The sequence below is a fragment of the Blautia sp. HCP3S3_G3 genome, from assembly GCF_052063365.1.
Classification (GTDB): domain Bacteria; phylum Bacillota; class Clostridia; order Lachnospirales; family Lachnospiraceae; genus Blautia_A.
The window spans coordinates 22,249-41,550 of sequence record NZ_JBQHXR010000002.1 but is presented as its reverse complement, the minus strand read 5'-3'; the positions used below and the strand labels follow the sequence as shown (position 1 = coordinate 41,550).

Here is a 19,302-nt window from a genome sequence, read left to right as displayed (position 1 = left end):
CAATAATAGCATAAAAGGAAATGGAGTGAGTAGAATCGATCGGATTGGCATTATTTTAAAAGGACGCTATTGTATGATCGAACAGATCGGTCAGGGAGGAGAGGGGAACCTTTACCTTGCGCGGGATATGGAGCTTGGAACTTTATGGGCAGTCAAAGAGCTTCCTCTGGAACGGAAAAAAGAGGCTAAACTGATGAGACTCCTCGAACATCCGGCCTTACCGAAAATGATGGATTATACGGAACGCGGTGAGTTCTGTTATCTTGTGATGGAGTATATCCGGGGAAAATCCATCAGGGAATGGATGGAGGAGGGAAGGAGTTTTTCGCTGGAAGAAATTCTTCATATTGGTCAGGAAGTCACGGAAGTGATGGAATATTTTCATAAGCAGAAACCTGCTGTTTATTATGGGGATCTGAAACCGGATAATCTGATGCTTACAGAAAAAGGCAGGCTGTATCTGGTGGATCTGGGAAGTGCTGTTTTTGGATACAGGGAATCACAGAAAATCTGTATCGGTACACCGGGATTTGCAGCGCCGGAGCAGCATGAAGGAAGAATGACAGCGGCAAGTGATATTTATGCATTTGGAAAAACATTGTCTGCATTGTGTGGCAGGAACAGAAAACGATATATTTTCCAGCATCCCAGGTTGGGTTTTCTGCTCTGGAAATGCTGCAGAAAAGAGGAAAAATTACGCTATCCGGATATGGTAACCGTCCGGAAAGAAATCAGAACTATTTCAGAAAATAATATTCCCGCAAAAATCAGGAACCTGTGGATGCTTCTGTTCATGATGTTATGTATTATTTTGTCTGTGCTGGTCTGGTTAAGAAACTGGTCAGAAAGGCCTGTACTGGAAGAAAGACTGACAGAAGTGACTCAGAATTATTATAGTGATGCATTTTTGCATAACAGTCTCTCTGACAGGAAGAAAATATGCGCAGAGACAGAAAAAGAGCTTCAGCTGCTGCTGAAAGAATATCCGGAAAAAGAATTTCAGAGAAAACTTCTTCTTATGCTGGCTTTGAACAGTGAACTGCAGGGGGAAGAAGAGCATGCCGCTATTTATTATGAGCAGCTATTGCTTTATGATGAAAATTACGGGGAAGCATATGGACAATATGGTCTTTTTCTGTGCAGAATCGGATTAAGAGAGGAAAGCATCCGGTTGTGGGAAAAGTATCGTATGATGGAAAAGAAGACGATGGAATCTATGGAGCCAGGGACATTCAGGCAATGGAGGGAAAGGCTGTATGAAAATATGGATGAAGACGGGAATGAGATCACATCAAACGAAGAATATACGGAAAAACAATAGAAATGATGGAAAATCGGAAAAAGTTTCAGCGGAAAAAGCAGATAAGGAAGGGAAAAGAATAACAGCAAAAAAGACGAAACAGAATTGCAGGATAGTCTTTCTTATTTCAATCTTTATGCTGTGTGCGGTGCCGGCATCAGGGATGGAAATGGGAGGCTTTGATATAGAAATCGGTGCCGGAGAACAGAAAGATTTCGCGTCATTTGGACAGAATAATGCTGTGGAATTGCCTGATGCTGGAAGTGAATCCCAGGATACGTTTTCTGGTGGTGGTTCTTCGGATTCAGGGACAGGTTCGTCAGAAGCAGCTGCTCCGGAAGCAGACAAGGGTTCGGGAACAGGTCAAAATACAGGTGGGGGAGCAGGTACAAATACAGGTGGGGGAGCAGGTACAAATGCAGGTTCGGGAGCAGGTACAAATGCAGCTGGGGGAGCAGGTGCATTTGTAGGTGGAACAGGTACCAATACAGGCAGTGGAATAGGTACAAATGCAGGAGGCGGAACAGGTACAAATGCAGGAGGCGGAACAAGTACAAATACGGGTGGAGGAACAAGTACAAATACGGGTGCAGGAGCAGGCACAAATGCAGGAGGAACAAGTACAAATACCGGCAGTGGAGCAGGTATGAATGCAGGCGGAGGAACAAGTACAAATACAGGTAGTGGAACAGGTATAAATGCAGGAAGCGGAACAGGTACAAATAGAGGAAACGGAACAAATATAAGCAATGGAACAAATACAAATGTAAGTACAGGAAAAGGTACGGAAAAAGAAAACAGTTCGATACAAAAAGAATTGCCGTCCGGTGTTTCAGGCAGGAAACCTGCACAAAGCGCTTCCGGCAGCAGTGGGCATAGTCAAAACAGTTTGAAGCAGAGTAACCATACCAGTCAGAACGAAATGAGAAACGGCAGTAATACAGGTCAGAAAGCATTGATAAGCAGCACTTTATCCCCGACGCCTTCTCCTGCTCCCCAATTATTTTTTTATCAGAAAAAGCCGGAAGAAACCGTACAGGAAAGTGTTCTTACGGTATCTTATCATCAGGAAGAACTGGAGACTTCAGGAGGTCCATTGAAGTTTCGAATCTCTGCGGATTGTCCGGTACTGATACTGTCGGCGAGAATCAACCAGAAAGAGTGTCTCTGGCACTGGGAAGGGAATGTACTTGTACTGGAGAATACAGAAGAAGGAAAGTGCAGTGCTGAGTGGATCTCAGCGCATGAGGCAGAATCCATAAGTGCTTTTGTTTTATAGAAGCAGAATTCATAAGTGCTTTGGTTTTATAGAAGCAGGATCCGTAAGTGTTTTTTGCGTGGACTGAAAGAGTAAAGCGTGATATAATAAAACATCAGCACATTGTTTATGAAATAACGAAGAATAAATCGGAGGAACTATGTATAAAGCAATTATGTTTGATCTGGACGGAACGCTTACGGAGTCTGGAGAAGGAATCACGAAATCGGTTCAATATGCATTGGAGAAAATCGGCAGACCGGAACCGGATCTGGAAAAACTGAAAGTATTTGTAGGTCCGCCGCTTCTGGATCAGTTTATGAAATATGCGGATACAGATGAAGAGACAGCCAGACAGGCGGTTGCCTTTTACCGGGAGCGTTATGGAGTGACCGGAATTTATGAAAACAGCGTATATCCGGGAATTCCGGAACTTCTGGAAGAACTCCGGAGAAAAGGATATCTTCTTGCAGTAGCATCTTCCAAGCCGGAAAACTATGTGAATCAGGTTTTGGATTATTTTCATCTGTCCGGCTATTTTGATGTAATCGTTGGAAGTGAAATGAATGGAAACAGAACCAGAAAGGCGCAGGTGATCGAAGAAACTCTGGAACGGCTGAAGCTGTCCGGGCATCGGAATCAGGTTCTGATGGTGGGAGATAAAGAACATGATGTGCTTGGTGCGAGAGAGGCAGGTGTGTCCTGTGTTGCGGTTTCCTACGGATATGGAACGATGGAAGAACTGGAAGCAGCAGAACCATTGAAAATTGTTTCCTCTGCGGAAGAACTGCTTCATTTTTTCGGCTGAGCCCTCTGCGCAGACAGAGCTTTTTTTCACAGTTGTGGAGGGTTCTGTACCCGGTTCTGATTTCCTTCGCAATCGGTCAGATTGTCGGAGGCACTGCACTGGCATTGATCAATCAGTATGGAAAAGGAATGGATACGTATTACAAAAGTACTATGTTTTTGACAGGTGTGGCAGGACTTCTGACGATGCTTCCTCTGCTGTATTTTTACAGAAAAGACCGTTTATGCAGAATTGCAGGAGGAATCGTAAAGCCTGAAGGAATCAGGCACGGCAGAGTTTTGGATTATCTGCTGCTTCTTTTTATGGGAGCTGCAATGGCACAGCTTGGCAATTTGATTGTTGCGATTTTTCAGATATTCCTGCAGTCGTCCACCTATCAGGATACGATGTCACTGGTGACAGACGGGAAAAGCCTGATGGAAATGATCTACTGGATGGGTATCGTGGCTCCTGTAGCAGAAGAAACCGTATTCCGGTGGATGGTATTTGCGCGCCTGCGTGATTATATGAAACTGTGGCCTTCTGTTTTGATTTCCGCTTTGATGTTTGGCATCTATCATGGAAATATTGTACAGTTTTTATACGCGTTTCTGCTGGGATCGTTGTTTGCTTATTTTATGGAAATGACAGGGAGTCTCTATGCATCGGTACTTCTTCACATAGGAGCCAATATCTGGTCACTGGTGTATTCGGAATTGGGGCTATGGCTGCTCCAGTCGTCTGCGGTAGGAATCCTGACTGTAATTGACTTTGTACTGCTTGGAGTTTTACTTGCGGGAACCCGGTATTTTGCACGAATGGGAAAAGAAAGAAATGTCAGATGTGTCTAATCATTCGTTAAACAGATTTGTGTGAAAGCAAAATTGAGATAAAAATATGAAATAAAAAATATTCTGAAGGACTGCTTTGTGTGATTGACAAAGCAGTTTCTTTTTGATACGATAATACCACACCCCGGAGGGGTATATAAGGAAAGAAGATATAGACAGTAGAAGACAGAGAACAGCGGATAAGGGATAAAAGATAAAGGATAAAAGATAAAGGATAAAGGATAAAAGATAAAAGATAAAAGATAGAAGGGATTTGTATGAAAGCAGATAAACAGAAAGTTACCAGACTTCTGAAAACGGCACGAGGTCAGATCGACGGCATTCTCCGCATGGTGGAAGATGACAGATACTGCATTGACATTTCTCAGCAGCTCATGGCGACAGAAGCAATTTTGAACAAGGTGAATAAAGAAATACTTGCGGCTCATCTGAAGTGCTGTGTTTCTCATGCAGAGACGGAACAGGAGAAGGAAGAAAAAATAGATGAACTGATTTCCATGCTTGGAAAGATTATGAAATAAAGAAATAAGACAATCATGTATTCGTACATCGAAGCAGAGAAAAATGGTGTATGATTGGATAACAGGAGGAGATGATTTCGATTGAAAGAAAAATTTGATGTCACCGGTATGACCTGTTCTGCATGTTCTTCAAGAGTGGAGAAGTGTGTTTCGAAGCTGAACGGAGTGCAGAATGTCAGTGTAAATCTTCTGACGAACAGCATGCAGGTGGAATATGAGGAACAGGTGTTAAGTGAAAGACAGATTATAGATGCGGTAGTGAAAGCCGGATATGGGGCAAGCCCGAAATCCGAACAGAGCAGCACTCAGGTGCATCAGTCTGCGCATAAAGGTGCAGCAGATAACCCGGCAGAACGGGAGCAGAAACAGATGAAAATGCGTCTGATCGTTTCTTTTGTATTTCTGATTCCTCTGATGTATGTTACTATGGGGCATATGATAGGACTTCCGCAGCTTCCTTTTCTGCAGGGAGTGGAAAATGCAGTAAGCTTTGCATTTACGCAGTTTCTTCTGTGTCTGCCGATCATCTATGTGAACCGTAAATATTACAGCAAGGGTTTTCAGACTCTGTTTCATCTGGCACCGAATATGGACAGCCTGATCGCAATCGGTTCCTGTGCGTCACTGGTCTATGGGATTTTTGCGATTTATCGTATGAGTTATGGACTGGGACATGGAGATATGGAACTGGTTCACCGGTATTATCATGATCTGTATTTTGAGTCAGCTGCTATGATTCTTGCTCTGATCACGGTGGGAAAATATCTGGAAGCGAGGTCTAAAGGCAAGACGAGCGAAGCAATCAATAAACTTCTGGACCTGGCGCCAAAGACTGCTATTGTGGAACGCGGCGGCAGAGAAATGGAATTGCCGGTGGAGCAGGTGCAGACTGGCGATATTGTAGTTGTCCGTCCGGGCAGCAGCATTCCGGTAGACGGTTTTATCATAGAAGGATCCACCAGTGTGGATGAGGCAGCGATTACCGGAGAGAGTATTCCGGTACAAAAACAGGTGAATGATACGGTGATCGCAGCTACGATGAATAAAACCGGATTTATCCGATTCAAAGCAACCAGAGTAGGAGATGACACAACATTTTCCCAGATTATCCGTCTTGTGGAAGAAGCAAGTTCCAGTAAGGCTCCGATCGCAAAGATTGCGGATAAAATAGCCGGTATTTTTGTCCCGGCAGTGATGATGATTGCCGCAGTGACTGCAATCGTATGGCTGATGTCGGGAGCATCTTTTGAATTTGCGCTTTCCTGTGCCATCAGTGTACTGGTGATTTCCTGCCCGTGTGCTCTGGGACTTGCGACACCTGTAGCGATTATGGTCGGTACTGGAAAAGGTGCGGAAAACGGCATTCTGATTAAATCCGGAGAAGCCCTTGAAACTGCACATCATATTCAGAGTGTGGTACTTGACAAAACCGGAACGCTTACAGAGGGAAAACCTGTAGTGACAGATGTAGATACAACACTTTCCATGAAGGAATTTCTGGAAATTGCCGCAGGCCTGGAAACCAGAAGTGAACATCCGCTGGCAGAGGCCATTCTGGAATTTACGGGAAAACAGAATATCATACCTGCAGCAGTAACCGATTTTGTTTCTGTTCCAGGACAGGGAATCAAGGGGAAAATCGGAGACCTCTGGTATTTTGCAGGAAACGGGCGTTTGATGGAAGAGCAGGGAATTTCCCTTGATTCTCTTGAAAACAGGCTGAATGCTCTGGCTGATGAAGGAAAAACACCAATGCTTTTTGGAAATGAGAAGGGCATTCTCGGAATCATTTCGGTGGCGGACGTAGTAAAACCAACCAGTCGGGAAGCAGTGCGCCAGCTGAAAGAACAGGGGATTGAAGTAGTGATGCTTACCGGTGATCATAAACGTACAGCGGAGGCAATCCGCAGACAGCTGGATATTGATACCGTCATTGCAGAAGTCCTTCCGCAGGATAAAGAGCGGGAAATTGCCAGACTGCAGGATCAGGGAAAAATTGTTGCCATGATCGGTGACGGAATCAATGACGCGCCGGCACTTGCAAGAGCAGATGTGGGTATGGCAATCGGAGCAGGAACCGATGTTGCCATCGAAAGCGCCGATGTGGTTCTTATGAAGAATGATCTTCTGGATGCAGTTACGGCTATTCGCCTGAGTAAAGCGGTGATCCGCAATATCAAACAGAATCTGTTCTGGGCGTTTTTCTATAACAGTCTGGGTATTCCTGTGGCTGCCGGAGTTTTTTACCATGCATTTGGATGGAAGCTGAATCCCATGATCGGTGCAGCAGCAATGAGCATGAGCAGTATTTTTGTGGTAACAAATGCACTCCGGCTGAAAAGGTTCCGGGTTTCGGAAGTATCCTGTGACGATCAGGAAGCAGAGAAAACCAGTATAAAGGAAGCTGTGCTTCAAAGCAATGATAAGATAGAAAATGAAAATCAGGAGGTAACAAACATGATTACAATGAAAATTAATGGAATGATGTGTCCGCACTGCCAGGCAGCTGTGAAAAAAACGCTGGAAGCTTTTGACGGTGTGACTGCAGATGTGAATCTGGAAGACAAAGCTGCTTATATTACCGGTGATGCGGATGTGGAAGCGCTGAAAAAAGCCGTAACAGATGCCGGATATGAAGTAGTCGGAATTGAATAAAAAAGCAGTGCAGTCCCTCTGATGCCGGGAACGGAAAGAACCGGAATCAGGGGGATTTTTTTTGTGACCGTTATTCCATCGTTATTTTTATATATTTTTAATAATTAACCCGGTTGAAGGATTACATTGGATATGGTAATATAAGTGTATTAAAACAATTAATACACTTAACACACTTTGACGGAGCAGAAAGTGTAAGTGAAATATGGCGAAAGGGGTGGCATATGATTATTTTGGATTATCAGGACCGGAGACCCCTGTATGAACAGGTCACAGAGAAATTCCGGACACTGATTCTTAAAGGAATTCTGAAACCAGGGGAGAGAATGCCTTCCGTGCGGCAGATGGCAATGGAACTGTCGATCAACCCGAATACGATTCACAGGGCTTATATGACATTGGAGCAGGAAGGGCTGATCTATCCGGTAAAAGGCAAGGGAAACTTTGTTGCAGATGCGGATAAAATCAGGAAAAAGAACAGGGAAGAAGTGATCAGTGAGTTGGAGGACGTGGTCAATAAGGGACTTACGATTGGCATGGAAGAGGAAGAACTGCTGTATATTGTCAGCAGCATCTGTAAGGAGGGGAGACAATGATTGATATAAAAGAATGCAGCAAAGCATTTGACGATATTCATGCGGTAAATCATGTGTCACTGGATATCGGAGAGAGGGAAGTATTTGGTCTGGTAGGCAGCAACGGTGCAGGCAAAAGCACCCTTCTGCGGATGACAGCCGGTATCATCAGACCGGATGAAGGGGTGATCACCATCGATGGAACTTCTGTTTATGAAAATGAAGAGGCAAAGGAGAAAGTGTTCTATATTTCCGATGACAGTTATTTTCCGCCGAATTTCACACCTGAGGATATGGCAAAGTTTTACCGGAATTATTATGCGAAGTTTGATATGCAGAGATTCTGCAAATTAATGGATGAGTTCCATCTGGACAGGAAAAGGAAAATCAGTACCTTTTCCAAAGGAATGAAAAAACAGCTTCTTGTGATCCTGGGAATCAGTGCCGGAACAAAATATCTGCTGTGTGATGAGACGTTTGACGGACTGGATCCGGTGATGCGTCAGGCAGTGAAAAGTATTTTTGCGATGGAGGTCATGAACAGGGAATTTACTCCGGTGATTGCTTCCCATAATCTGAGAGAACTGGAGGATATCTGTGACCATGTGGGACTTCTGCACCAGGGAGGAATTCTCCTTTCCAGAGATCTGGAGGAGATGAAATTCCATATTCACAAAGTGCAATGTGTCCTTCCGGACAGGGCGAAAGAAAAAGAACTGGAGAAGGAACTGGAAGTGCTGAATATTCAGCATCAGGGTTCCCTTCTGATGATCACGGCAAGAGGAACAAAACTGGAAATCATGAATCGGATTCAATCCAAGAATCCGTTGTTCTGTGAAGTGCTTCCTCTTTCTCTGGAGGAAATATTTATCAGTGAAACGGAGGTTGCAGGATATGAAATCAAAAATCTACTCATCTGATTATATGAAAACAACATCAAAAGGACAATTATGGATTCCAGTTCTGCTTTCAATTGGCTATATGATCGCTTTTCCGGTTGTAGTTCTTCTGCTTTTGGGAAACTGGTTCAGCAGCGAAATAATTTCAATGGAACAGATCCGGCAGTTATATGAAGACCTCTGGAGGAATGAACTGATGAGTACCGGGTTTGCAGTCACATCTGTGGCAGCGGTTCTGAACGGGATCAATCATTTCTGGTACCTGTATTCTTCGAGAAAAACCGATTTTTATCACAGTCTCCCGGTGAAAAGATCAAAGATGTTCTGGCACCGCACTTTTATGGGAGTCCTGTATGTTCTGATTCCCTATGCAGTAATGGTATTTTTTGCAATCTGTATCGGAGCCATGCGGGGATGCTTCAGCCTGAAAATCATGGGACTGGCGCTGGAGATGCTGGTCATGCACATGATTTTGTATTTCCTGGTTTATTTTGCAGTGGTACTGGTTGTCTGTGTGACCGGAAACATCCTGATGGGAGGTTTGTGCCTGGCAGCGGTTTTTCTTTACAGCTATACTCTTGGAAAACTGATCCATTATTACAGAACGACGTTTTATGATACCTTTTACACAAATGTATCCAGCGGATTTGAGGAGTTTCTGATAGAATATGGTTCCCCGGTTTTTCTTGGAAATTCGTTTCTTACAAAATACGCGGAAAACGATTTCGGGAATCTTCTTCTGATCGTGCTGGGAGTAACGGGAGTTCTCGGCATCCTTTCCTGTGCGGCATACATCAGGCGGCCTTCGGAAAGTGCCGGCAGGCCTATGATATATGGATGGATTGGAGTGATTGTTAAATTTCTGGTCGTAATTCCCTGCGGACTTGGTGTGGGCCTAATCTTTTATTCCCTGCCGGAAAGAAGCTCCCGGATGATCTGGTGGGTGTTCGGTCTGATTTTTGGCACAGTGCTGGCACACGGATGTGTGGAAATTGTTTACCAGATGGATTTCCGCAGATTTCTGTCAAAGCGTATTCAGCTCGTGCTCGCAGGAATTCTGGTGGCAGTATGTGCAGTGTGCTATCGGACAGATCTTACGCATTTTGACCTTTATCTTCCGGAACAGGAGGAAATTGCAGCGCTTTACGTGGATTTCAGCAGTATGAATTACGATGAAGCTTATTATGTATATAGAAATGAGGATGGAACCTACGGGACCAATAGTTCATGGACTGAACACAGAGCAGCTGTTACAGGAGAGACGGGTGTAAATGAAGACACATGGGAAGCACTGGAAACAATCGTGTCTTCCAATGCCAGAAGAGCGGCTGACGGGAACGGAGGATTTGCAGAAGCTATGTTTGATGAAGAGGGATGGAGACATTGTCTGCCTGTTAAATATTGTCTGAAATCCGGTAAGGAAATCTATCGGAATTATACCGTAAGTCCCAGTGAGATATCAGCATTACTGCAGGGACTCTATGAAGAGGATGCATTTAAGGAAATACGATACGCATTTCTCAACCTGGAAGAGAAATATCTAGAAAATATTGATGGAATTTTCCTGGATAATCAGAGTTACCGTTTATTCCAGAATGAACCTGAGAAAAGATTGCAGCTTCTGGAAGCACTCAGAAAAGATATGGAAGAGGTGACACCGGAAGAACTGGTCGGAGAACCCTGTGCTAAGCTGAGCTTTCAGTTTGATCTGCCGCATAAACCGGAATATTATGAAAAGGCGGAAGCGGATGGATATGTTTATTATTCTTATTACGGCACTATACCGATAATGACGTCCTTTAAAAATACCATTGCAATTTTGAAGGAAACAGGGTATCCTCTGTCTATAGAGGATGTGGACATTCGATGTGTGAAAATCAACTACTGGAACAGCGGCAGCTATTATGAGAATGATGCGGAATACGTGGAATATACGGATGAAAAGAATTTGAAAGAGATTCGCAAAGCCCTTGTTCCCTCATCTTTGTGGTGCTGCTGGCTGAAATATGCGCCCAATCTGGATCTTACCTTCCAGATCGGACCGGATACGATGCAGTATGACGACAGCGGTTATCTGCTTATAGAAAAAATGCCGGAATTTCTGAAGGAAAAGGACAGCCAGCCGGATGATGGAGAAGATTCTTCGGTTACGGAAAAATCAGAATGATACGGACAAAGACTTTGAAATGGAAAAATAAATCCGTTTTTCTGATGCGGTAATCTGAAAATAATGTACGAACGCATGCAATATAACGGGAATGAAAGGGAAGACAGAACATGGCAAAAATGGTGAGGCTTGATAAGTATCTGGCGGATGCCGGAGCCGGAACACGAAGTGAAGTGAAAAAATATATTCAAAAGGGACAGGTACAGCTGAATGGAATGACAGTGAGACGTCCGGAACAGAAAGTTCAGCCGGATTTTGATGAAGTGATTCTGGCAGGTGAAGCAGTCGGTACAGTGCCGGAATTTGAATACTATCTGCTTCACAAGCCCGCCGGCTGTGTCAGTGCCACAGAGGATACCAGGGACAGAACTGTCATGGAATATGTGCCGTCATCCAGAAAAGGGCTTTTTCCGGTTGGACGTCTGGATAAAGATACAGAAGGACTGCTTCTGATCACCAATGACGGAGCGCTTGCACACGAGCTGCTTTCCCCGCGTAAACATGTGGACAAAACCTATTACGCAGTAGTATCCGGTATCGTAACAGAAGAAGATGTCCGGGCCATGCAAGAAGGCGTGGATATCGGAGAAGAGAAAAAGACACTTCCTGCCCGACTGGAAATCGTCCGTACAGCGAAAAATGTTTCAGAAGGAAAAGGGATTCTGCTCTGTATGGGGGATGCTGCAGACAGGAGTCCGGAGGAGATGATTCCATGCAGTGAAATTTATCTTACCATCTGTGAGGGAAAATTCCATCAGATAAAACGTATGATGGAGGCAGTTGGCAAAAAGGTCCTTTATCTGAAAAGAATTTCCATGGGGCCTCTGAAACTTCCGGAAAATCTGGAAAAGGGCGGCTGCCGTTCGCTGACAGAGGAAGAAATTGCGGCACTGAAAATGCGTGATTGATGCTGAATGGAAAACAGAAATGATATTTCAGGGGAAAATAGTTCGGTAAAAACAGCGCAGGAAGTATTATAGGAAAATACTTCGGGAAAAATGAAGAATTTTTTGGAAAACCCTCTTTACACGGAGGGTTTTCGTATGCTATAATTCAGAAGTTGCAAAGTCAGACGGCAGACGTCTGCCTCGTACTATAAGAAAAGTCAATTGCTGACTCACGGCATTTCTTGTACGGGAAAATACACGTACAGAGATTCCGAAAGGATGGTGCCCTGCGGTGTGATGGCGGGTCCTGACAGAAAATGATCTGTACGGAAGAATCTAACCAAAAAAGGAGAAAAAATCATGAGCGTTATTTCAATGAAACAGCTTTTGGAAGCAGGTGTTCATTTCGGACATCAGACAAGAAGATGGAACCCGAAAATGGCTCCGTACATCTACACCGAGAGAAATGGTATCTACATTATCGACTTACAGCAGTCTGTAGGAATGGTTGACGATGCATACAATGCAATCGCTGATATTGTTGCCAACGGCGGAAACATCTTATTCGTAGGAACCAAGAAACAGGCTCAGGACGCAATCAAAACAGAAGCAGAGCGCTGCGGACAGTTCTATGTGAACGAAAGATGGCTTGGCGGTATGCTGACCAACTTCAAAACAATCCAGAGCCGTATTGCAAGACTGAAAGAGATCGAGACCATGGAAGCAGACGGAACTTTCGATGTACTTCCAAAGAAAGAAGTTATTGAATTAAGAAAAGAAATGTCCAAACTGCAGAAAAACCTTGGCGGTATCAAAGAAATGAAACGTATCCCGGACGCAATCTTTATCGTTGACCCGAAGAAAGAAAGAATCTGCGTACAGGAAGCTCATACATTAGGAATCCCGCTGATCGGTATCTGCGATACCAACTGTGATCCGGAAGAACTGGATTATGTGATCCCGGGTAATGATGACGCTATCCGTGCAGTAAAACTGATCGTTTCCAAGATGGCAGATGCTGTTATCGAAGCAAATCAGGGAACTACTGAAGTTGACGGCGAGATCGAAGCTGAATCCGAAGAATTTGCAGGGGAAACAACCGAAGAATAATTCACAGAGAATATTCAGGGGAAATACCAGTTCAGGAGGAAAATAAAATGGCTATTACAGCAGCACAGGTAAAAGAATTAAGAGAGTTAACCGGCGTCGGAATGATGGACTGCAAGAAAGCTCTTGCAGCTACAGAAGGTGATATGGATAAAGCAGTAGAATTCCTTCGTGAAAAAGGTCTTGCTACCGCACAGAAAAAAGCAAGCCGTATTGCAGCAGAAGGTCTTTGCATGACTTTGGTTGCTGATGACGAGAAGAGCGCAGTTGTTGTAGAAGTTAACGCTGAGACAGACTTCGTAGCAAAGAATGAAAAATTCCAGAACTACGTAGCAGATGTAGCAGCTCAGGCGCTGACCACTTCCGCAGCAGATATTGATGCATTCCTTGCAGAAGCGTGGGCACTTGATACCACTAAGACTGTTAAAGAAGCTCTTGCAGCTCAGATTGCAGTTATCGGCGAGAACATGAATATCAGAAGATTCACTCAGGTAAAAGAAGAAAACGGTTTCGTTGCTTCCTATACTCATATGGGCGGAAAAATCGGCGTTCTTGTTGACATTGAAACAGACGTTGTAAACGACGCTGTAAAAGAAATGGCTAAAAACGTAGCAATGCAGGTTGCAGCTCTGAAACCTCAGTACACAGACCGTTCTGAAGTAAGCGAAGACTACATTGCACATGAAAAAGAAATTCTTCTTGCTCAGATCCAGAACGACCCGAAGGAATCCCAGAAACCGGAGAAGGTTATCCAGGGCATGATCAACGGTCGTATCAACAAAGAGCTGAAAGAAATCTGCCTGCTTGATCAGGTATATGTAAAAGCAGAAGACGGCAAACAGACCGTTGGTAAATACGTAGAAGAAGTTGCCAAAGCTAACGGCGCGAAAGTGACTGTAAAAGGTTTCGTTCGTTATGAGACCGGAGAAGGCATCCAGAAACGTGAAGAGAACTTCGCGGAAGAAGTTGCTAAGCAGATGGGAATGTAATATACAGTTTTTACTGTATTTGAAAAGTCCCGAAAATGCTGTATTTTCAAGGAAAATCGGCACTTTAGCAGATTTTACAAATGCATAGTTTTATCGTTATTAATCGCTGATTATCGCACAGTTTTGTGTCAAAGTTGTGTCAAAAATTGTGTCAAATAATTATGGTGATCAGTACGAATCAGAACTGAATATTTGGACATCTTAATAAGTCCATATACTTGTAGAAATATAAGTATGTGGGCTTATTTTAGTGTCTACATATATTACCGTACAATACCCCTACAAGCTCGTATTTGGGCTTTTAACGGACATTAACAATAAACACTAAGAAGAATATGGAAGGAGATGATGAAATGGTAAATAAAGGCGATTACGTTGTTAAGAACCAACAGTATTATCAAGTAATAGCTGCTTTGGGCTCAGCAATCTACCTGCTGCCTGTTTGTATTTCAAATATAGAGAGCAGAGCACAACTGCATGATATGGCTGATATTGAGCATCAGTATAGAAAAATTGAATATGTACAGAGCAAATAATTGATTCTGGTAATATCTGGACACAAATATGCTCTAATTAAAATGCTAATTTCATTGAGAGAAAAAATTGAAAAGGAGATGGTTCATTAGATGAACGAAAAAAGATTCCAGTGTAAAGAATGTGATTACATAAAATGCATTGCAATTAATAAGCAGATGTATTTCTGTGACCATGAAGCCAGGACAGATGATATGGGTAAACTGGGAGAAAATAATGTTCCAGAAGTCAGTCCTGATTGGTGTCCATTAAGAGGTGAACATCATGTACGGTAAGGTTACAAGATATTATCCAGACAGGGGTTATGGATTTATTCTCGGAGAAGATAATAATACATACTTCATTCACTGTTCTAAATTATATGGTGAGCAGATTGACAGAGGGTATTATGTATATTTCAAGACATTTCGTAACGACAAGAGCGATTATTATGCAAAAGGCGTGAATGTAATTGAAGCACCAGAAAATAAAAAACATCATAGAAAGAAAGGTAAAAAGAATGGTAAGAATTGACTGTTATAAAGAAAAATGTGCATTGGTTGCATACTATTTCTGTGGGAAAAAGAAAAGAAGTGTTTCGCCGGAACATGTATTTGGTATCTGGAAAAGCTGGTGGAAAAATGATTATGTGATGGAGAACCACCTAATTTATAAGATATTGGATGGACAGCTCATACATAACAAAGGTGATAAAGACAAAGACGACAAGTTGTTGAGCCAGTGCAATCAGACATTCCAAAGGTCATACCGATGGATTAGGGATTATATCAAAGAACATGACAAAAAGCAGGCAAAAGAAAAAGTGATCAGACAGCGAGTACGTCAATTAGCAGAACTGAAATCTCTTGCAGAGGGAAAGAACCTTAAAGCTTATTTGCATACAAGAGATGTCAACTGCGCACGTTTGGCACATTATCAGTTAGTTGGTGATGATGGATTCAGAAAAGATGGCAACTATGAACAATTGCTGCATTATTTAAAAAATTGTAAAGGAGATAATAAAGATGATAAATAAAGATAGATTGATAACTGATTTAGCAAGAAAGACAGGATTTCCGAAATATAAAACTGAGATTTTTCTGGAAGAGTTTAAAAATTTGATAGCTGACTATATCTGTGAAGGTGAGAAGGTTGGCATCAGAGGACTTATGACAGTTGAAGTAAAGGAGTATAAAGCAAGTAAGTTTTATAATTTTAGAACAAAAACTAGTCACGATCTTCCACCACATAAAAAAGTGAAAATTCATCCCAGTAAATTATTGAATCAGTTGGTAAAAGAAAGCTATGATGAATCTAAAGATGATGGTACAGAAGAGGATTGATTATTTATGTACCGCCATTGTGGCGAATTACTTTTCTATGGTGCAATTCTGCACAGTATCCCATTTTTGAAGAAGAAAAATAAAATTTTTTCCTGAAAGCGTGTAAAATTTGAAAGTTTTGTATTCTTAATATAGAAGAAGCGTATATGAGGTTTTATATCCATCCAGAAGGAGAATCAAATTAGAAAGAGATTTCTATTTTGGAGAAACTATTAAGGGAAATATTTATAAGAGAAAAAAGTATAAAAGGTTTTCAGACTGTCACCTCGTTTAGAGGTGCAAAGAGAATCTCTTTTAGTAAATGTATCTCCTTTAGTAGCAGTATCAAAATGGGCAAATGAATGCCCTTTTGTCCTAGAAGAAAAAATAAAAAAGGGCAATTCATTGCCATAAACGAAACTCAGGACGAGACAAGAAAGGATTTGAATTTATGTACAACAAGAATATTAAACCAATTTATAACTATGATTTGCAGGAATGTAATTTGCTGTTCAAAAAAAATATTCATCCCATCGGATGTGGTATCGGCGATAAAGACGGACGAGTATTTCATGTTTTTATGGCTGATAAAAGATATTTTGATGCCGTGAAATTGATTAAATATGAACAAAGTGAAAAATAGTAAGTTGGTTATTTTTATTTATGTGAGGTGTTATTTATATGAAGTTATTTCTAAGCAAAGATATTAAAACAGATGATAAAGAAACGGTGCTACTTGCGATACTTAACGGAATGTATAGCACAAAACAAGAATATTTAATTACATCTATTGGTTTGATAGGTCATGAAATGACAGGAAGATTTTTGAAAACCTCTATTAAGAGAGAACGTGTGATGATTAATGGAGTTAAAGAAGCAATGAAATCTCTTATAGATAAAGGGGTTATAGAGGTTATAGATCAGAATAATGATGACTATGTTTTGTCTCCAAAAGGATTGGAAGTAAATACAGAGAAGGAACACTTTGTAATTGTAGAACAATGGGAAATGCAGAGAATATTTGAAAGAGCAAATAAGCCGTTCAATGTATTTTCATTCTTTTGTTGCTTGCTTGGAACTATTAATAGTAAAACAAAAGAATGGCATATGTCACAAGATGAAATGGTTATTGCATGGCGGTATGGGAAAGAGACAATCAATAGTTATCTGGAACAGTTAGAAGAAATGCAACTTATTTATATCTATAGGCACAAAAAGCGTAGAACAGACGGTACATACCAGAAACTTAACAATTCTTATGGCAGGTATGCGGATAAAGATTCTATAATTAAAGCGGCGCAAGAGTATGCGGAGTCTGTTGAATGTGCGGATTTTATAGAACATATTGACAGAAGAGCCATCAAACTAAGATACAATGCATATTGTAATGGAGCAAAGAAATATAAAGATAATCCAGATGTCGTTATTGCTCTATACAAAGAGTGCGAATTGTACAATAAATCATTAAAAAGAAATCCTGTTGATGGTATATATGATGGTGAATGGAAGCAGGGAGAGCCGCTAGACTTATCGGTATTTCCTGATTATGTGGTGAATGGTGACCCGAAAGTTTCGGATGAAGCAGACCAATGGGGAGAAACTGATTCTATGGAGAATGATATTCTAGTAGAGGATAATGAGCCTGGTGTTTATGAGGTTCAATCAGACCTTGCAAAGGAAACTGATAGTGACCTTCATAGCGAAAGAGTCAATCCCAAAGCTATTGAAAATTTAGAGTTGATTGATATTGAAAGTATATTTGAAGATAAACCTGCATAAATCAAGGACTGTTGAAAATCCAACATACCTCACCACTATTTCGTGGTCAGTCATTAGAACAAGAATATTATTTCACAAAAGTATTTGAGTTAGCATTTTTGTGAACGATAAAATAGATGATACAAAGTAAACAACTTAATATTTATGAAGTATAGAGGCAGTGTGGATTCATGCTGTCTCTTTTATTATGTGAATTTATATCGGGGAATCTGGTCGAATTCTCCAAAGTGAGATATCGCCTACGGGTGAAAACTATTAAGAATTTAGGAAGGTATTTATGTTATGAGTATAGAAACAAAAATTTGTAATAAATGTAATCGGGAGCTTCCGATAGAAAGATTTGAATTAATGAAACCAAAAAATAAAAATCCATATCGTCTTAATACCTGTAAGGTTTGCAGATATAGCTATTGTAATGAAATGAAGAAAAAGCAACGTGAAGTGGTGCTTTCTGATGATATTGAGGTTCTGGTACATCGGTCGTACAAGTATATTAATCCTGCAAGAATCCTGGATTTTTCCAAGACAGAAATACAGCCTATTGGAGAAGATGAAATATTTGTGAAACTAATGGATTATAAGGATTTATGGCTGTCAAATTATGGACGGGCAGTTGATGGCTCTGATAATCAGTATTCTTTAATGCAAGGGTATTATGATAAAGATGGTAAAATGTGTTATGTGGGGCGTAAGTGTGTATATAGCAATGGAAAATGGACATATAAAAAGACTACTATCTATGCAGCACATGAAGTTGTTAGAGAGTTTATTGTCAATCCTGATACTGTGAATAATGTTTTTGTCTGGCATAGGGGATATAATAAGAGGGATAACTACTATAAGAATTTGTATCCTCTAAATAAGGATCAGTATTATGCTGTCAAAAGATACTATAATCAGCATGGAGATGATTCAGAAGAAGTTATCGTGAAAATAATGAATGACATCAAATATAAGCCAGAAAATTGGAGTGCAAAAAGCATGAAGCCTACAATGTGCGGAATAGGTTATGCGGGGAAGAGTGATGTTGACCGTAATTCTGTAGCTTATATTAGATGGCATGATATGATTAATAGGTGTTATAATGCGAAATTCCATGAAAAACAGCCACAATATGCACAGTGTACAGTTTGTGAAGAGTGGTTGAATTTTAGTAACTTTGAAAAGTGGTACAATGAGAATTTATATCAGGTAGAAGATATGGCTATGGATTTGGACAAAGATATTCTTATTAAAGGAAACACGGAGTATAGTCCTGCTACATGTTGCATTGTTCCGCATTGCATCAACACATTATTTCTTACCAGCAAAAAGAGCCGTGGTGATTTGCCAATCGGAATCTGGCAAGATAAAAGAGAAGGAAGATATCGTGCTGCAATGTCATATCAGGGAATACAAATTAAGATAGGTAGTTTTATGAATGCAGAAGATGCTTTTAACAGATATAAAGTTTATAAGGAAGATTTTATACAAGATATTGCGGAGCAACATAAAGGAGATATTCCAGACAAGACTTATCAGGCAATGATGAATTGGAAGGTTGAGATTACGGATTGATGCTATTATAGGGTATATCAGATAGGCAAACTATTTGGTATGCCCTTTTTTTTACTTTTCATGTCCTGCTGCTTCGGTAAAATTTACAGAGCCAATTTTTAGACGGGGTATATATAGGGCTAGGTACTTAGAGTT

Annotated in this window: 20 protein-coding genes; all 20 read left to right on the top strand. The window is 41.3% G+C overall.

Features of this window, described 5'->3' with window-relative positions; all coding sequences use genetic code 11:
- Nucleotides 1–25: 25 nt before the first annotated feature.
- The 20 genes from ACTNEW_RS03960 (at nt 26) to ACTNEW_RS03865 (ending at nt 19,167) form a co-directional block, all read left to right on the top strand.
- Complete coding sequence (locus ACTNEW_RS03960; RefSeq protein ID WP_441058221.1) at nt 26–1,321, top strand: protein kinase domain-containing protein; 1,296 nt, start codon at nt 26–28, stop codon at nt 1,319–1,321.
- A gap of 148 nt (nt 1,322–1,469) precedes the next feature.
- Complete coding sequence (locus ACTNEW_RS03955) at nt 1,470–2,579, top strand: hypothetical protein (RefSeq protein ID WP_441058219.1); 1,110 nt, start codon at nt 1,470–1,472, stop codon at nt 2,577–2,579.
- A 139-nt stretch (nt 2,580–2,718) separates the two neighbouring features.
- Nucleotides 2,719–3,366 (top strand): HAD-IA family hydrolase, encoded by a 648-nt coding sequence (locus ACTNEW_RS03950; protein WP_441058217.1) that lies wholly within the window; start codon nt 2,719–2,721, stop codon nt 3,364–3,366.
- A 32-nt stretch (nt 3,367–3,398) separates the two neighbouring features.
- The gene (locus ACTNEW_RS03945; protein WP_441058215.1) at nt 3,399–4,196 is read left to right on the top strand and encodes a lysostaphin resistance A-like protein; all 798 of its coding nucleotides are present in this window, start codon (nt 3,399–3,401) and stop codon (nt 4,194–4,196) included.
- Nucleotides 4,197–4,453: 257 nt separating this feature from the next.
- Entirely contained in the window at nt 4,454–4,717 is a 264-nt protein-coding gene (locus tag ACTNEW_RS03940) for a metal-sensing transcriptional repressor (protein WP_441058213.1), read from the top strand.
- A 108-nt stretch (nt 4,718–4,825) separates the two neighbouring features.
- Nucleotides 4,826–7,372, top strand: a complete 2,547-nt coding sequence (locus ACTNEW_RS03935; RefSeq protein WP_441058697.1) for a heavy metal translocating P-type ATPase — start codon at nt 4,826–4,828, stop codon at nt 7,370–7,372.
- 224 nt (nt 7,373–7,596) lie between these two features.
- Nucleotides 7,597–7,968, top strand: a complete 372-nt coding sequence (locus tag ACTNEW_RS03930) for a GntR family transcriptional regulator (RefSeq protein ID WP_441058211.1) — start codon at nt 7,597–7,599, stop codon at nt 7,966–7,968.
- Nucleotides 7,965–8,867 (top strand): ABC transporter ATP-binding protein, encoded by a 903-nt coding sequence (locus ACTNEW_RS03925; protein ID WP_441058209.1) that lies wholly within the window; start codon nt 7,965–7,967, stop codon nt 8,865–8,867. The genes ACTNEW_RS03930 and ACTNEW_RS03925 overlap by 4 nt, the downstream gene beginning before the upstream one ends.
- Nucleotides 8,842–11,013 carry a DUF6449 domain-containing protein gene (locus ACTNEW_RS03920; protein WP_441058207.1) on the top strand — a complete coding sequence of 724 codons (2,172 nt, stop codon included), beginning with the start codon at nt 8,842–8,844 and terminating at the stop codon, nt 11,011–11,013. Before ACTNEW_RS03925 ends, ACTNEW_RS03920 begins: the two co-directional genes overlap by 26 nt.
- Before the next feature lie 110 nt (nt 11,014–11,123).
- Nucleotides 11,124–11,921: a pseudouridine synthase gene (locus ACTNEW_RS03915; protein ID WP_441058205.1), complete on the top strand. Its 798-nt coding sequence runs from the start codon at nt 11,124–11,126 to the stop codon at nt 11,919–11,921.
- A gap of 339 nt (nt 11,922–12,260) precedes the next feature.
- Nucleotides 12,261–13,010 carry a 30S ribosomal protein S2 gene (gene rpsB, locus ACTNEW_RS03910; RefSeq protein ID WP_441058203.1) on the top strand — a complete coding sequence of 250 codons (750 nt, stop codon included), beginning with the start codon at nt 12,261–12,263 and terminating at the stop codon, nt 13,008–13,010.
- Between the two features lie 47 nt (nt 13,011–13,057).
- Nucleotides 13,058–13,996: a translation elongation factor Ts gene (tsf, locus tag ACTNEW_RS03905; protein WP_441058201.1), complete on the top strand. Its 939-nt coding sequence runs from the start codon at nt 13,058–13,060 to the stop codon at nt 13,994–13,996.
- A 353-nt stretch (nt 13,997–14,349) separates the two neighbouring features.
- The gene (locus ACTNEW_RS03900) at nt 14,350–14,532 is read left to right on the top strand and encodes a hypothetical protein (RefSeq protein WP_441058199.1); all 183 of its coding nucleotides are present in this window, start codon (nt 14,350–14,352) and stop codon (nt 14,530–14,532) included.
- Nucleotides 14,533–14,622: 90 nt separating this feature from the next.
- Nucleotides 14,623–14,805 (top strand): hypothetical protein, encoded by a 183-nt coding sequence (locus ACTNEW_RS03895; RefSeq protein ID WP_441058197.1) that lies wholly within the window; start codon nt 14,623–14,625, stop codon nt 14,803–14,805.
- On the top strand, nt 14,795–15,043 hold the full coding sequence (locus ACTNEW_RS03890; RefSeq protein ID WP_441058195.1) for a cold-shock protein: 249 nt from the start codon (nt 14,795–14,797) through the stop codon (nt 15,041–15,043). Before ACTNEW_RS03895 ends, ACTNEW_RS03890 begins: the two co-directional genes overlap by 11 nt.
- Before the next feature lie 22 nt (nt 15,044–15,065).
- Nucleotides 15,066–15,545: a hypothetical protein gene (locus ACTNEW_RS03885; RefSeq protein WP_441058193.1), complete on the top strand. Its 480-nt coding sequence runs from the start codon at nt 15,066–15,068 to the stop codon at nt 15,543–15,545.
- Nucleotides 15,535–15,852: an HU family DNA-binding protein gene (locus tag ACTNEW_RS03880; protein WP_441058191.1), complete on the top strand. Its 318-nt coding sequence runs from the start codon at nt 15,535–15,537 to the stop codon at nt 15,850–15,852. The genes ACTNEW_RS03885 and ACTNEW_RS03880 overlap by 11 nt, the downstream gene beginning before the upstream one ends.
- 430 nt (nt 15,853–16,282) lie before the next feature.
- On the top strand, nt 16,283–16,474 hold the full coding sequence (locus tag ACTNEW_RS03875; RefSeq protein WP_441058189.1) for a hypothetical protein: 192 nt from the start codon (nt 16,283–16,285) through the stop codon (nt 16,472–16,474).
- Nucleotides 16,475–16,512: 38 nt separating this feature from the next.
- The gene (locus tag ACTNEW_RS03870) at nt 16,513–17,610 is read left to right on the top strand and encodes a hypothetical protein (protein WP_441058187.1); all 1,098 of its coding nucleotides are present in this window, start codon (nt 16,513–16,515) and stop codon (nt 17,608–17,610) included.
- 282 nt (nt 17,611–17,892) lie between these two features.
- Complete coding sequence (locus ACTNEW_RS03865; RefSeq protein WP_441058185.1) at nt 17,893–19,167, top strand: hypothetical protein; 1,275 nt, start codon at nt 17,893–17,895, stop codon at nt 19,165–19,167.
- The last annotated feature ends 135 nt before the right edge of the window (nt 19,168–19,302 follow it).